The 13942-nt window shown below is 43.0% G+C and carries 15 protein-coding genes; 9 read left to right on the top strand and 6 right to left on the bottom strand.

The genetic code is table 11. The features are described from left to right. Positions 1-20: 20 nt before the first annotated feature. From rpoD to rpsU, 4 genes are all read right to left on the bottom strand, one after another. Complete coding sequence (rpoD, locus tag ACFOHL_RS05495) at positions 21-1898, bottom strand: RNA polymerase sigma factor RpoD (RefSeq protein ID WP_376919197.1); 1878 nt, start codon at positions 1896-1898, stop codon at positions 21-23. 213 nt (positions 1899-2111) lie between these two features. Then, on the bottom strand, positions 2112-3884 hold the full coding sequence (gene dnaG, locus ACFOHL_RS05490) for a DNA primase (protein WP_376919196.1): 1773 nt from the start codon (positions 3882-3884) through the stop codon (positions 2112-2114). Positions 3885-3908: 24 nt separating this feature from the next. Further along, the gene (locus tag ACFOHL_RS05485) at positions 3909-4352 is read right to left on the bottom strand and encodes a GatB/YqeY domain-containing protein (protein WP_376919195.1); all 444 of its coding nucleotides are present in this window, start codon (positions 4350-4352) and stop codon (positions 3909-3911) included. 111 nt (positions 4353-4463) lie between these two features. After that, positions 4464-4679 (bottom strand): 30S ribosomal protein S21, encoded by a 216-nt coding sequence (gene rpsU, locus ACFOHL_RS05480; protein ID WP_110430302.1) that lies wholly within the window; start codon positions 4677-4679, stop codon positions 4464-4466. A gap of 191 nt (positions 4680-4870) precedes the next feature. Between rpsU and tsaD the strand changes: the two genes are divergently transcribed. Continuing rightward, positions 4871-5893, top strand: coding sequence for a tRNA (adenosine(37)-N6)-threonylcarbamoyltransferase complex transferase subunit TsaD (gene tsaD, locus ACFOHL_RS05475; RefSeq protein WP_376919194.1), 1023 nt, complete (start codon positions 4871-4873; stop codon positions 5891-5893). Here tsaD and plsY read toward each other — a convergent pair. Beyond that, the gene (gene plsY / locus ACFOHL_RS05470) at positions 5890-6468 is read right to left on the bottom strand and encodes a glycerol-3-phosphate 1-O-acyltransferase PlsY (protein ID WP_376919193.1); all 579 of its coding nucleotides are present in this window, start codon (positions 6466-6468) and stop codon (positions 5890-5892) included. The genes tsaD and plsY overlap by 4 nt on opposite strands. A gap of 108 nt (positions 6469-6576) precedes the next feature. Between plsY and folB the strand changes: the two genes are divergently transcribed. The 5 genes from folB to ACFOHL_RS05445 all read left to right on the top strand — a co-directional run bounded on the left by folB (position 6577) and on the right by ACFOHL_RS05445 (position 9604). Further along, entirely contained in the window at positions 6577-6957 is a 381-nt protein-coding gene (gene folB / locus ACFOHL_RS05465; RefSeq protein WP_376919192.1) for a dihydroneopterin aldolase, read from the top strand. Beyond that, a complete protein-coding gene (folK, locus tag ACFOHL_RS05460) occupies positions 6954-7466 on the top strand; it encodes a 2-amino-4-hydroxy-6-hydroxymethyldihydropteridine diphosphokinase (protein ID WP_376919191.1) in 513 nt (170 codons plus the stop codon). The genes folB and folK overlap by 4 nt, the downstream gene beginning before the upstream one ends. Next, complete coding sequence (locus tag ACFOHL_RS05455) at positions 7463-8263, top strand: undecaprenyl-diphosphate phosphatase (RefSeq protein WP_376919190.1); 801 nt, start codon at positions 7463-7465, stop codon at positions 8261-8263. Before folK ends, ACFOHL_RS05455 begins: the two co-directional genes overlap by 4 nt. A gap of 21 nt (positions 8264-8284) precedes the next feature. After that, on the top strand, positions 8285-8650 hold the full coding sequence (locus ACFOHL_RS05450) for a histidine triad nucleotide-binding protein (protein WP_376919189.1): 366 nt from the start codon (positions 8285-8287) through the stop codon (positions 8648-8650). A 120-nt stretch (positions 8651-8770) separates the two neighbouring features. Further along, positions 8771-9604, top strand: coding sequence for an HDOD domain-containing protein (locus ACFOHL_RS05445; RefSeq protein ID WP_376919188.1), 834 nt, complete (start codon positions 8771-8773; stop codon positions 9602-9604). Positions 9605-9698: 94 nt separating this feature from the next. Here the strand turns inward: ACFOHL_RS05445 and rdgC are convergent, their stop codons facing one another. After that, complete coding sequence (gene rdgC, locus ACFOHL_RS05440) at positions 9699-10592, bottom strand: recombination-associated protein RdgC (protein WP_376919187.1); 894 nt, start codon at positions 10590-10592, stop codon at positions 9699-9701. 202 nt (positions 10593-10794) lie between these two features. On the opposite strand from rdgC, the gene phoB reads away from it, so the two are divergent. From phoB to ACFOHL_RS05425, 3 genes are read left to right on the top strand one after another with little or no spacing between them, the layout of a single operon-like run. Beyond that, entirely contained in the window at positions 10795-11484 is a 690-nt protein-coding gene (gene phoB / locus ACFOHL_RS05435) for a phosphate regulon transcriptional regulator PhoB (protein ID WP_376919186.1), read from the top strand. Positions 11485-11506: 22 nt separating this feature from the next. Beyond that, a complete protein-coding gene (gene phoR / locus ACFOHL_RS05430; protein WP_376919185.1) occupies positions 11507-12817 on the top strand; it encodes a phosphate regulon sensor histidine kinase PhoR in 1311 nt (436 codons plus the stop codon). 27 nt (positions 12818-12844) lie between these two features. Next, positions 12845-13849 carry a PstS family phosphate ABC transporter substrate-binding protein gene (locus tag ACFOHL_RS05425; protein ID WP_376919184.1) on the top strand — a complete coding sequence of 335 codons (1005 nt, stop codon included), beginning with the start codon at positions 12845-12847 and terminating at the stop codon, positions 13847-13849. Positions 13850-13942 lie beyond the last annotated feature (93 nt).

The following is a 13942-nucleotide window of genomic DNA, read 5'->3' as shown; positions in this document are numbered from 1 at the left end:
TCTAATAAGTGAGATAAGGACTATTCGTCTAAGAAGCTCTTGAGTTGCTCTGAGCGACTTGGATGACGAAGTTTACGCAATGCCTTAGCTTCAATTTGACGAATACGCTCGCGTGTTACATCAAACTGTTTGCCCACTTCTTCTAGCGTGTGGTCGGTGTTCATGTCGATACCAAAACGCATACGCAGCACTTTTGCTTCTCTAGCGGTGAGGCCTGCTAACACTTCTTGTGTTGCATTTTTTAAGCTGTTGCCTGTTGCGTTATCCAATGGCTGAGTAATGGTCGTATCTTCAATAAAGTCACCAAGATGCGAATCTTCATCATCACCGATTGGCGTCTCCATAGAAATAGGCTCTTTTGCTATCTTAAGCACCTTACGAATTTTATCTTCGGGCATTAACATACGTTCAGATAGTTCTTCAGGCGTCGGTTCACGACCCATTTCCTGTAACATTTGTCTAGATATGCGGTTTAGCTTGTTGATAGTTTCGATCATGTGCACAGGAATACGAATGGTGCGCGCTTGGTCAGCAATTGAGCGAGTAATTGCTTGACGGATCCACCATGTCGCATAAGTAGAAAACTTATATCCTCTGCGATATTCAAATTTATCAACGGCCTTCATCAGACCAATATTACCTTCTTGTATTAGGTCTAAGAATTGTAATCCGCGATTTGTATATTTTTTGGCGATGGATATAACCAAACGTAGGTTCGCTTCAACCATTTCTTTTTTGGCGCGGCGCGCTTTCGCTTCACCGATAGACATGCGGCGATTGATGTCTTTGATGTCGTGAATGCTTAAGCCAGTTTCTTGTTCAACTGCATTCATCTTACTGATACAGCGTTCAATTTCTTCGCTAAATGTTTCTAATTTGGGAACATACAGCGCGTCACTGCCTAAGGCTTCTTTTAGCCAATCTGTTGTTGTTTCGTTGCCAGCAAACATACGAATGAAGTCTTTTTTAGGCATTTTGGCCTTGATAACGCAGAACTTCATGACTAAACGTTCTTGAATACGCACGCGATCCATCATTTCGCGCATGTTTCTTACCATGCGGTCAAACTGTTTGGGTACGAGTCTAAACTCTTTAAATACTTCACTTAGCGCACTAATTTCTGCTTTTGCACTCTCATGTGCTCTGCCTTTACTTTCGATGACTTCACGTGCTTTAGCATATTGTTCACGGAGTGCAGTGAACTTTTCTCTGGCTAGCTCAGGATCAATGCTATTGTCGTCTTCTTCATCTTCATCTTCGTCGTCATCTTCGTCATCGAGCTCTTCTTCAGACAACTCTGAGCCAACGTGAGTCGCGGTAGGGGCAAGATCTTCTTCGTTTGGATCAACAAAGCCAAGAATAATGTCACTTAGGCGAATCTCTTCAGCTTCGTATAAGTCCCATTGATCAAGCAGATAGGTGATGGCTTCTGGGTACTCGGCAACAGAGCATTGAACTTGATTGATACCGTCTTCTATGCGTTTTGCGATTTCTATTTCGCCTTCGCGTGTAAGCAGTTCGACAGTGCCCATTTCACGCATATACATACGAACGGGATCGGTAGTACGTCCAATTTCGCTTTCTACGGTAGCAAGCGCTTGGGCTGCGGCTTCCGCGACTTCTTCATCAGTGGTGCTCTCCTGCATAAGGAGTTCATCGGAATCCGGTGCTGATTCAAACACTTGGATGCCCATGTCATTGATCATCCGAATGATATCTTCGATCTGATCAGAATCGACAATATCCGCAGGTAAGTGATCATTTACCTCAGCAAATGTTAAATAACCTTGCTCTTTGCCTTTGGCAATCAGGAGTTTAATCTGGGATTGCTTACTTTGCACAGTATACCTTACACGTTTAGTTGCAACCGCTAAGAATGCAGTCACAATAGTCTTCATATCAAGTAAATTATAACAGCTGGCGCTGTTAGTGTTTACTCGTCATACCACTTTGCAGCGAATCATCTAGTATAGCATATTAAACGCTCAAATTTCCAACTTAATATCAGCGGATTATTATGCTAGTTACTTCGGGATAATCCAGTACAGTATCATCGTGACTTCTTGTGCTTGCCCACATCGCCGCCTTCTCACAAAGATACGAATAGAGCCTTACATTTGATCTTTCTTTTTCATCAAAAAACTAAGCTCTTGTTCTTGTTCAGGGCTTAAACCTTGAGCCGATGTCGCCAAGTATTGAAGGGTGTTTAGTCGAGATTCGAAATATTGTTTTAGCATGGCTTTAAAACAATCGACATACTCTTTTTCTACATCAATGCCATCGTATAACTCTGTGGTGAGGAGCTTTGCAAGGTGATTGCTATTTGGATGTTGTCGAAAAGCTTCTAAAATACTTCCAGTATTAGCTTGCGGGTGGGCAAAGCAGTATTGTTGCAGTTCGTGCAAGACTTGCACGCCAGGAATGTCGGCATTCAGCAGGGCTTCAACTTTTACCTGTGGGTGTTTACTGGCGATAACGGGGCTGTCTAACAACAAACGCATCATGACCCTGATAGGCGATTGTTTTACTGACACTTTCTGAAACGATTTTGCTTTGGGTTTACTGTATTTTTGCGCTTTTTTTATGTCAAGTTCGGTGGTAAAACGGTGTCCGTCTCCACATAATTTATTTAATTCGGCTAACATCATATCGCGTTGGTTTTCACCTGCAATTTTATTAATCAGTGGCATAGCTTCGGCCTTTAAGGCTGCTTTGCCCTCGATGTTGCCAATGCTGTGTTTGTCGCGCATCGTTGAGAAGAAAAACTGTGATAAGGGAACCGCGTCATTCAGGCGTGCTTCAAATTGCGCCTTACCTTCTTTTCTCACCATGGTGTCGGGATCTTCACCATCAGGTAGAAACAAGAACTTCATCACCAGTCCATCTTTTAAATAGGCTAGCGCACTCTCTAAGGCTCGCCATGCTGCTTCGCGTCCAGCGCGATCACCATCGTAGCAACAAATTACCTCGTGAGTAGATTTAAACATGGTTTGAATATGCTCTGGCGTAGTTGCTGTGCCTAATGCGGCGACGGCATAGCGAATGCCATATTGAGAGAGCGCGACAACGTCCATGTAGCCTTCGACCACAAGCAAGCGTCCAAGAGAACGGTGTTCTTTCCTTGCTTGGAACAGGCCGTACAGTTCGTTACTTTTATGAAAAATTCGCGTTTCTGGCGAGTTTAGGTATTTGGGACCATCGGTGTCTATTACCCGTCCGCCAAAAGCGACGACGCGTCCGCGTTTGTCTCGAATGGGGAACATGAGGCGATCACGAAAAAAATCGTAGCGCTTCTTGTTGTCATTTTCGTTGACGAGTTTTAGTGCCAACAGCTGTGATTGGCGGGCAGGCGTTTCGCCAAATTGTTTGAGTACTGTGTCCCATTCGTTGGGGGCATAGCCGATCCCCCAGTATTTGACGACTTCGCCAGACAACCCCCGACCCTTTAAGTAGTCAATTACCTTTTGCTTTTGCGTGTGTTGCTTGAGTTGAAACTCATAAAAACGCGCAACATCTTCCATTAATTGATAGTCGAGTTCGCGTTCACTTTTGCTGCGGCTAGGTACGGAGCTGGTTGAGTGGCCTTCTCTGGGAACCGTCAGCCCGGCACTATTGGCTAATTCTTCGACTGCTTCGACAAATTCGAGCCTGTCATATTCCATGAGAAAACCAATGACATTGCCCTTAGCCCCACAGCCAAAACAATAATAAAACTGCTTGTCTTGACTGACCGTAAAAGAGGGGGTCTTTTCGTTGTGAAATGGACAACATGCCTGATAGTTTTTGCCGGCTTTTTTTAGTTTTACACGGCTATCAATGATATCTACGATATCGCTTCGTGCGACAAGGTCTTCGATAAAATCGTTAGGGATCCGGCCTGCCATTGACTTGTCCTTGTAAGAATGGATTTAGCCTAATTTACTTTTTATGAGTCCGCTGACTTGCCCCATATCTGCCTTGCCTTGCACTTGTGGCCTGACGATACCCATCACTTTCCCCATGTCTTTAATACTTGTAGCGGCTGTATCTGTTATTGCTTTTTCGACAATATCCATGATCTCTGCTTGACTCAAAGGAGCTGGTAAAAATCGTTTAAGCACTTCGATTTCTTCGTTTTCTTTGTCAGCGAGATCTTGTCTATCACCTTGAACAAATTGAGTGGCTGCCTCTTGACGTTGTTTAACCATTTTGGTCAAAATTTGTAGTACGTCTTGATCATTAACTTCAACGCGTTCGTCCACTTCTTTTTGCTTAACTGCGGCCAAGGCCATTCTGATAGTGCCCAGCGATAACTTGTCTTTTGCTCGCATGGCGTCTTTTTGAGCTGTTTTTAGTGTGTCTAGTAAGGACATAAGCTTGCCTTTATTATTGTAATGACTAGTTCAATAGGTTTTATTGTAAGCTTTTTCACTCACAAAAAAAGGCGTCTATCGACGCCTTTTCGGAAAAACATTCGCGAAGACTTAGTAAAGCTTTACGCGACGTGCATTTTCACGCGCCAATTTTTTCATGTGACGTTTTTTGGCAGCTGCTTTCTTGCGCTTGCGCTCCCAAGTTGGCTTTTCAAAAAACTCACGACGACGTACTTCAGAAAGTACACCTGCTTTCTCACATGAACGTTTGAATCTTCTTAGAGCGATGTCAAACGGTTCGTTGTCTCTAACTTTAACAATTGGCATTAAATTCTCACCTCAGAAATTAAATCAACCGGGTATTTCTCTGCGTTAATTTAATTACCCGGGCTAAAAAATGGTGCGGAATAGTACTCTTTTCATAGCAAGTTGTAAAGAAATAAAACCTAAAAAAGAAAACTTATTTTGACCTTTGGGTTTCAGGATTTATACTGCTCGCCTCAAACAACGAGGTATTCATGATTGTTCTTGGTATTGAAACATCTTGCGACGAAACTGGGATCGCTATTTACGATAATCAAAGAGGCTTGTTAGCGCACGAATTATACAGTCAAGTTAAACTGCACACTGACTACGGTGGTGTTGTGCCTGAGCTAGCCTCACGCGATCACGTACGAAAGATTGTACCACTGGTTGAACGAACACTGCAAAGTGCAGGTTTAGATAAACAGGGCATAGATGGCATTGCTTATACGCGTGGTCCGGGGTTGATTGGCGCGTTGCTAGTGGGCTCTTCTATGGCGCGAGCTTTGGCTTATGCATGGAAAAAGCCGATGATTGGGGTGCATCACATGGAGGGGCATCTACTTGCGCCCATGTTAGATAATAACCCACCTTCCTTCCCATTCGTGGCTTTGTTGGTGTCTGGCGGTCATTCCATGTTGGTCGATGTAAAAGGTATTGGTGAATATCGCGTGCTTGGTGAATCTGTGGACGACGCTGCTGGGGAAGCCTTCGACAAAACAGCTAAGCTATTGGGGCTGGACTATCCTGGCGGCCCCTTGTTATCTAAGCTTGCCGAAGAAGGGGAGACTGGACACTATCAATTCCCTAGACCAATGACCGACCGCCCAGGCTTAGATTTTAGTTTTAGTGGTTTAAAAACATTTGCAGCGAATACTATTCGTAGCTGTGATGGCGCTCACCAAACCCATGCCAATATAGCCTTGGCGTTTGAGGAGGCCATCGTCGATACGCTTTTGATCAAGTGTAAGCGTGCATTGAAACAAACAGCATACAAAAGGCTAGTATTGGCGGGCGGTGTGGCCGCGAACAAGCGATTGAGGGCATCATTTGAAAACGCAACAAAAAGCGGCGCATTTGAGGTGTTTTACCCAAGTTTGGCATATTGCACAGATAATGGTGCAATGATCGCTTATGCCGGTTGTCAGCGCCTAGTAGCGGGCCAGCGAACTGAGATTTCTGCTACTTCCCTGCCGCGTTGGCCTTTAGAAAACCTGTCTCCGTTAAAAAATGTTTAGACAGGTTTCTCTATGCCTTTCAATAACCTAACTATATTGCTCTTGTGCTTTACTATGATTAACACCGACAACATGCTCACGGCAACAGTAAACTCAGGTTTATACAAATAAGTGTAGAATGGAGCAAAAATAAGCGTGGTTAATGCCGCTAAAGATGAATACCTGGATAGCCGAAAAACGAGTAGCCAAGTAGCCAAAAGCGATATAGCTAAGGGCCAGCCTATTGGCAACATAGCACCCAGTGCGGTGGCTACTGCTTTTCCGCCTTCAAAGCGATAATAGATGGGGTACATATGCCCTATGCATGCACTGATCGCAACTAAACCCAGTGTCCAATCGTGCAAACCATGTAAATAGGCAAGATAGGTAGGTATTGCGCCTTTCAACACGTCGAAAAGCAACACTGTCAAGGCGGGGACTTTTCCTGCAACCCTGAGCACATTAGTGGCGCCTGGATTACCTGAGCCTTCTGCGCGTGGATCGGGTTTGTTCAATATACGACATAGTGGTATGGCGCTGGAGATAGCGCCTGCAAAATATGCCACTAAGATGTAAAAAACTACCCACGTTGTCATATACTTGCTACAAGCAATTCGATAAACTAACGCGCAAGAATACTAAAGTGCTGATTGTATTGCTAGCTGTCGCATTCGGCGCAACAACTGGTCTGATGTACTAATCCTATGAAAGATACTGTTTTTATCCAAGGGCTCGAACTTTCAACCATCATTGGTGTTTACGACTTTGAAAGGAACGAGAAACAGCGAGTTATCGTCGATATCGAAATCGCTACAGATTTAAGTAAAGCAAGTGAAACAGATAACATAGACGACACTGTTGACTACGGGCACATTGCTGAAACCCTCTCTCAAGTGGCGAGCAATAGTCGTTTTCAATTACTGGAAGCGCTCGGAAAAGAAATGCTCGATACCTTGTTTTCTTATTATCCGTTAAAGACCGTGTCGCTGACTATCAACAAGCCCGATATTATCTCGAATGCCAAAGGCGTCGGCGTAATCATGAGGCGCAGCAAAGCTGACTCAGATAAAGAAGGTCAGGCTTGAGCTCGATCAAGCATGCAATATTAATTAGCGTCGGCTCAAATATAGACAAGGAACGCAATACGCAAAAAGGACTTGATGAATTGCATGCAGCCTTTGGTCAACTTGATTTATCACCGATTTATGAAACTGAGTCTGTTGGCTTTACTAGCCATACCTTTCTTAATTTGGTTGTAGGCGCCACGACTTCTGCAAATATAGCTGAAGTGGTGCAAACACTTAAAGTCATTGAGACAAAATGCGGACGAACAAGGCATGCTGAGAAGTTTTCGGATCGCACGCTTGACCTAGATTTATTGACTTACGATGAGGTAGTTTGTGATTTTCCAGTGGTATTACCACGCGAAGAAATACTATTTAATGCCTTTGTGCTCAAACCCATGGCAGATATAGTGCCGGAACAAATACACCCAAAAACCAAGAAGACCTATGCGCAGTTGTGGCAAGCTTTTGATAAGTCTGCTCAGCGTTTGTGGCCTTCTACTTTTACATGGAGTAATACTGCCAAATGACCTTGTTTGAAATAATTATTTTAGCCATTATCCAAGGCCTAACCGAGTTTTTGCCCATTTCTAGCTCTGCTCACCTTATCCTGCCTTCAGAAGTGTTGGGGTGGAATAATCAAGGCTTAGCGTTCGATGTTGCCGTTCACGTAGGCAGTTTGCTTGCGGTGATGATTTACTTTAGAGAGGATATCTGGCGCTTGAGCTTAGCTTGGTTTGGTCATGGATTTAGCAAGCAACAATCCACAGATAGCCGTTTGGCATGGTGGGTGATCATTGGCACGATCCCAGCCGGAACCTTTGGGTATCTGATGAAAGATATTATAGAAGTCTATGCTCGCTCTGCGCTTGTTATTGCGACAACGACAATCGTGTTTGGCTTATTGCTGTGGTATGCCGATGCTAAAGCGAAGCAAATAAAAAAGCTTGAAAACATTGGCATCAAAGAAACAATCCTGATAGGTATTGCACAAGCTGTTGCTGTAATACCCGGCACTTCTCGTTCTGGGATTACTATGACTGCAGGTTTAATGATGGGCTTAACGCGTGAAGCGGCTGCTCGGTTTTCTTTTCTGTTATCGATTCCTATTATCTTAGCCGCTGGTTTGTTTTCCACGCTCGATTTAGTAAGCGCCAATGAAGCAATAGATTGGTCTGCTTTACTTTACGGCGCTGCATTTTCTTTTGTTGCCGCATACGCCTGTATATTTCTATTTTTAAATTGGATATCGAGAATTGGCATGTTGCCTTTCGTTATTTATCGATTGGTATTAGGTGTTGTGTTACTTATCTTTGTTTTTGCTTAGTAGACCTCAATAGGACAAAAAATGTCAGAAACTATCTTCACAAAAATTATAAATAAAACGATCCCTGCCGATATATTATTTGAAGATGATCAAGTGCTTGCGTTTAAAGACATTAGTCCGCAAGCACCCGTTCATTTTTTAGTTATCCCGAAAAAGCCTATTGCTACGATAAACGACATTCAGTCTGATGATGATGCACTCATTGGTTATATGTACCGCGTTGCAGCAAACATTTGTGCAGATTTAGGTGTAGCACAACAAGGGTTTCGTACGGTAATGAATTGCAATCCAGATGGGGGTCAAACTGTTTACCATATTCATCTGCATGTGCTTGCCGGTAAGCCGCTAGGATGGCCACCTTACCAAGAAAGATTAAAAACTGAATAGCAAAAGATATCGCTTTTCTGAGCGATTAGATTAAACTTACAACAGGGAGTGCTTACGTCTTTCGTAGGTGGAAATGTAAGGATATTCGTTACTTGTATAACTGAAATTTAAGGCTCTTACATGTCAACACAAAATGCTCTACTTACTATACTCGTCGAAAAAATCAATAACGACACGCTGGTTCTTCCCACCTTACCAGCAATTGCATTAAAAGTCCGAAAGGCAGCGGATGATCCTAATATTAACTTAAATGGCATGGCGGAAGTCGTTGGTCAAGATCCCTCGTTAAGCGCAAGAATGATAAAAATAAGTAACAGTGCTTATTTAGGTCGCACTGTTAAAGTCGCTTCAACGACACAAGCGGTGACGCGCATTGGTTTGTCTCAGGTTAAAAACATCGCTACTGCACTTGCGATGGAACAACTTTTTGTCTCCAAAAATGATTTAGTAAAAAAATATATGGCACAAAAGTGGGGGCAAATCATTGATATCGTTGCCAACTCAATGGCTGCGTTGACCTTGTTTCAAAAAGAAAACAAAGACAATAATCTAAGTTTGGATACCATGGCATTGTGTGCATTAGTGGCAGATATTGGTGCATTGCCAGTATTGACCGAAGCGGAAAGACATGACAGCGTATTTGCCAACCCATCATTTTTAGATGTAGCTATCGATAAACTAGCAGGCAGAATAGGTGGCAGTATTATGCGCGAGTGGCGTTTTAATGAAGTGTTTATTGAATGTGCTGAACATTGGAGAGACGTTGAATTTAATACCTCTCAAGTTGGCTATTTGGATTTTGTTAGAACGGGCGCGGCTTTAGCTCGACTGATTGATAAGCCAGAAGACGTACTTTCACAAGCTCAAACGAGAGGTGTATTTGAAGATATCGAAACTCTGAAATCAGATGAGTTTGTGGAACTGCGAGAAAATGCAAAGGCGATTTTTTCGTAATTTAATGCCTGTCAGTAATTAGAGGCTGTTATACATTTGAGTGTTGCTGTGAAAAATAGCAGCAACACTCAATAAACACTTCTTCGTTAAAAGACTATTGCTCCTCTGCGAACACTTTACTTAAATCATCGATGAATTCAGCTATCTCTGCCGAGAATAAGCTAAAGTCAGCGTCAAACTTAGCTGCTATTTCGTCTTTTGGAATATCCTCATTTTGCTCCATGACTAGGTCTGTGAACTTAAGGCGTTTGATACTAATATCTTCAGCGATAATGCAATTTAAACGGTCTTTATAGTTTATTGCGATTTTCTCGACTAGTTTTCCTGCTTGAATGTGAGCCAGTACCTCGTCAGCATCAAGGTCTTGTTTTTTCACTTTTGCGCTTGCGCCATCATCGGCGGTAGATTTAAATTCTGCTTCATCTAATAGTTCGATAAACTCCGGTGCATCATGCTTTAACCAGTCGGTTAATATATGTTGTTGTTGGGACTTTACAAAAGGCACAACGGGAAGGCTGTCGATACATTTGCGTAAGCATGAAAGCACTACCTCGGCAGCGCTATCACTGCTCGCATCTACAACAATCACTTGTCGATCCAATAACACCATAGCATTGGTAACGGCACTCTTACTAAAGGCTCTTGGCAACAAGTTTTGGATAATGTCTTCTTTGAGGTCTTTTTGTGCTTTTTTGCCGACAGGTGAGCCTGTTTCAAACTCTATTTTTTTGACTTTGTCTGCAAGCTCCCCGTTTACCACACTTGCGGGTAGTATTTTTTCTTCACGCTTTAAGCAAATCCCGATGGCACTGTTGGCTGCATGAAACAGTAATTCGCCATTGGGCACTGGACTAACGAAACCCATACTTTGTATTTCTTGAGAACTACACGGCTTAAATACCATGCGCTCAAGCTCGGTTTGCAGCGTGTCTGTGTTTAGGGAAAAGTCCGTTGTAAATCGATAGATCTTTAAGTTTTTAAACCACATGATACTTACTTCAATAAATTGGGGGCACAGAGACTAACAAGCTTGAACGGCACTGACAAACCGATTTTGTGTTTGTTGTCATCAATTTGTCATAAAACGAGCAATACGGTGGCTTTACTTGACATCTTTTGCGCTTTGTTTCATAAAACTGTCACAGAGCACTCTAATAATACGGTCGAATTTAATGACTCGAGTGAAAAAAATGTCGCGTACCATTTTGTTAGTTGAAGATGAAGCCCCGATTAGGGATATGCTGAGTTTTGTCTTGGAGCAAGCTGGTTTTAATGTTGATGAAGCTGAAGACTATGATGTTGGCTTGAACAAAATCTGTGAACCCTATCCAGACTTAATATTGCTAGATTGGATGTTGCCAGGTGGCAGTGGGGTGCAACTAGCCAAAAAGTTAAAACAGCATGAATTTGCCAAAGACATTCCTGTGATTATGCTTACTGCACGCAGTGAGGAAGACGACAAAATTCGAGGTCTTGAGGCGGGGGCTGACGATTACGTGACCAAGCCGTTTTCACCAAAAGAATTGGTTGCCCGAATTAAAGCTGTTATGCGGCGCGTTACCCCGACTTCTAAAGAGGAGCCTATTGAGTTTAATGGTCTTATTTTAGAACCGGTATCTCATCGGGTCACCAGTGCAGGTGAACCGATAGACATGGGGCCAACAGAATTTAAACTTTTACATTTCTTTATGACCCATCCAGAGCGCGTATACAGTCGCGAACAGTTGCTAGACAATGTATGGGGTACCAATGTCTATGTTGAAGACCGCACGGTAGACGTACATATTAGACGCTTGCGAAAGGCGATATCTGATAATGGGCACGATGCAATGATTCAGACTGTGCGAGGCTCAGGCTATAGATTTTCTGCAAAAATCTAATAAAAGACCAAGGTAATTCAACATGTATTATCCGCAATCATGGTCAAGAACAGTGGTACGCTTTTCCATGTATATTGGCGGGAGTTTGATTGCAGGTCTGTATTTTGACAATATTGCGCTTGCGGTGTTGTTGGCCATTGCCGCTTTACTTGTTTCTAACTATGTGCACTTGTACCGCCTCACTAAATGGTTGTGGCAAAGCCGAACCATGTCCCCTCCCAGTGCACCTGGTATATGGCATCATATCTACGAGGGGATTTATCACCTTCAGCGCCGAAATCGCAACAAACGCAAAAACCTTGGAGAATTGGTTAAGCGCTTTCGCGAAGGTTCAGAAGCACTGCCTGATGCTGTCGTTGTCATCGACAGTGATGTACGTATAGTTTGGTGTAACCGCAATGCGCGAATAGAATTAGGCTTGCGGTGGCCTGATGACAGTGGACGACGCATAGATAATTTGATTCGTCATCCAAAATTCGTAGAGTATCTTGAAAAAAGTGACTTTCAATATCCAATAGAAATTCCGGCACCAACCAATCCATTGAAGACATTTGAATATCGCATCATGCAATACGGCGAAGATCAATTGCTTTTGATTGTGAGAGATGTGTCGCGCGTGTCTCATCTTGAGGAAATGCGAAAAGATTTTGTCGCGAACGTGTCTCACGAATTGAAAACACCCTTAACCGTCATTAATGGTTATTTGGAAGTGTTGGATTCGAGTTATGTGGACGCGCCGCCCATCGTGTCAAAAGCGATACAAGAAATGGGCACGCAAACCTATCGGATGCAAAGCCTGATAGAAGATTTGTTGATTCTTTCTCGAATAGAGTCAAGTGCAGAGCGGATTTTTGAGAATGTGGTTGATATGCAAGCCATGTTCAAACAAATAAATATAGAAGCAGAAGCACTAAATAAAGAGAAAAAACACCGTATCACTTTTAACATTGACCCTGAATTAATTGTGTACGGCGTTGAAACCGAGTTGAGGAGTGCTTGCTCGAATCTTATTTTTAACGCCATACATTACACACCGCCAAGCGGGACCATTGATGTCGTTTGGAAGCGCAGGGCAAACGGTGCTTACTTTGCAGTGATTGATAATGGCGATGGTATTGAGGACAAGCACCTGCGACGACTCACCGAGCGCTTTTATCGAGTAGACAAAGCGAGAAGCAGAAAAACCGGCGGTTCAGGACTCGGTTTATCTATTGTCAAACATGTACTTCACCATCATAATGCCAACTTAGAAATTCAGAGTAGAGTGGGGCAAGGCAGTGAATTTTCATTTTTATTGCCTGTTGAGCTCATCAAACAAAAAGAGGGTGTATAAGTCCTGCTTGAATGGCCACAAATTTGTATGAAGTCTGTATTCACAGCTTTTGTCTATCCTTTGAACAAGATATTGATTGGTGTGTTGCTGATTGCGTGTACAGCATTGCCTGCATTACACGCGCAAGAAGACAAAAGTACAACAGATAAGCTTGATTATCGCGGCACACCGGGTGTTTACGGCAGTATTAGTTCAGTGGGCTCAGACTCCCTAGCCAATTTGATGGCTTTGTGGGCGCAGGCATTTCAGCGCTTATACCCTCATATCAAGTTTCAAATACAAGCCGCGGGTTCTGCAACCGCTTCACAAGCTTTGACTCAAGGGACAGCGAGTATTGGTCCCATGAGCCGAGCGTTAACATCAGTAGAGATAGAACGCTTTATTAGTCAACACGGCTACCCGCCCACTGCATTGGTTGTCGCTTTAGATGCTATCAATATTTATGTCGAAAAAAACAATCCGCTCGAAAGACTGACCATTGCGCAGCTTGATGCAATATTTTCTATTACTCGTTTTTGCGGTCATTCGAACACGATCAGCAAATGGACAGAACTAGGTGTAACAAAATTTGGCGGTGATAGAGCGATACAAGTGTTTGGCCGAAATTCTGCATCGGGCACCTATGACTTGTTTAAAAAGCTCGCTCTGTGTGATGGCGACTACGCCGTCACCGTGAATGAAATGCCGAGTTCCTCGTCAATAGTTCAGTCGGTGGGCGCGAGTATTGGCGCGATTGGTTATGCTGCACTGGGTCACAATAGCCGTGATGTTAAATCCATATCGCTTAGTGTAGATGGAGAGCAATATTTTGCACCGAGCGCAACAAATATAGCGTCTGGAAAATACCCATTTACTCGTAATCTCTACATTGTCGTCAACAAAGCACCCAATACACCCTTACCTTTGCTAGAAAAAACATTTTTAACGTATGTGTTATCCGAAGCTGGTCAACAGGTGGTAAGTGATAGCCACTATTTTCCTGTTACTGGTCGTTTGTTGCAGCGGCAGTTGAATCTTATTTTAGATAAATAGATAAAAGTATAATAAAAACAATAGTTTAATTTTATTATGAAGCTTTTGTTACAGTTTCAATATGTAACAAATTTGTCACTTTCCTACGTTACT

It is taken from the genome of Agaribacter flavus (assembly GCF_042646125.1).
In the GTDB taxonomy this organism is placed as follows: Bacteria; Pseudomonadota; Gammaproteobacteria; order Enterobacterales; family Alteromonadaceae; genus Glaciecola; species Glaciecola flavus.
The sequence above is the reverse complement of the archived record's forward strand: the minus strand, read 5'-3'. Positions and strand labels throughout refer to the sequence as shown.

Excerpts from the sequence above, each read along its gene's own strand:
- rpoD (WP_376919197.1), bottom strand. The coding sequence starts at position 1,898 with ATGAAGACTATTGTGACTGCATTCTTAGCGGTTGCAACTAAACGTGTA.
- dnaG (WP_376919196.1), bottom strand. The coding sequence starts at position 3,884 with ATGGCAGGCCGGATCCCTAACGATTTTATCGAAGACCTTGTCGCACGA.
- ACFOHL_RS05485 (WP_376919195.1), bottom strand. The coding sequence starts at position 4,352 with ATGTCCTTACTAGACACACTAAAAACAGCTCAAAAAGACGCCATGCGA.
- rpsU (WP_110430302.1), bottom strand. The coding sequence starts at position 4,679 with ATGCCAATTGTTAAAGTTAGAGACAACGAACCGTTTGACATCGCTCTA.
- tsaD (WP_376919194.1), top strand. The coding sequence starts at position 4,871 with ATGATTGTTCTTGGTATTGAAACATCTTGCGACGAAACTGGGATCGCT.
- plsY (WP_376919193.1), bottom strand. The coding sequence starts at position 6,468 with ATGACAACGTGGGTAGTTTTTTACATCTTAGTGGCATATTTTGCAGGC.
- folB (WP_376919192.1), top strand. The coding sequence starts at position 6,577 with ATGAAAGATACTGTTTTTATCCAAGGGCTCGAACTTTCAACCATCATT.
- ACFOHL_RS05455 (WP_376919190.1), top strand. The coding sequence starts at position 7,463 with ATGACCTTGTTTGAAATAATTATTTTAGCCATTATCCAAGGCCTAACC.
- ACFOHL_RS05450 (WP_376919189.1), top strand. The coding sequence starts at position 8,285 with ATGTCAGAAACTATCTTCACAAAAATTATAAATAAAACGATCCCTGCC.
- ACFOHL_RS05445 (WP_376919188.1), top strand. The coding sequence starts at position 8,771 with ATGTCAACACAAAATGCTCTACTTACTATACTCGTCGAAAAAATCAAT.
- rdgC (WP_376919187.1), bottom strand. The coding sequence starts at position 10,592 with ATGTGGTTTAAAAACTTAAAGATCTATCGATTTACAACGGACTTTTCC.
- phoB (WP_376919186.1), top strand. The coding sequence starts at position 10,795 with ATGTCGCGTACCATTTTGTTAGTTGAAGATGAAGCCCCGATTAGGGAT.
- phoR (WP_376919185.1), top strand. The coding sequence starts at position 11,507 with ATGTATTATCCGCAATCATGGTCAAGAACAGTGGTACGCTTTTCCATG.
- ACFOHL_RS05425 (WP_376919184.1), top strand. The coding sequence starts at position 12,845 with ATGAAGTCTGTATTCACAGCTTTTGTCTATCCTTTGAACAAGATATTG.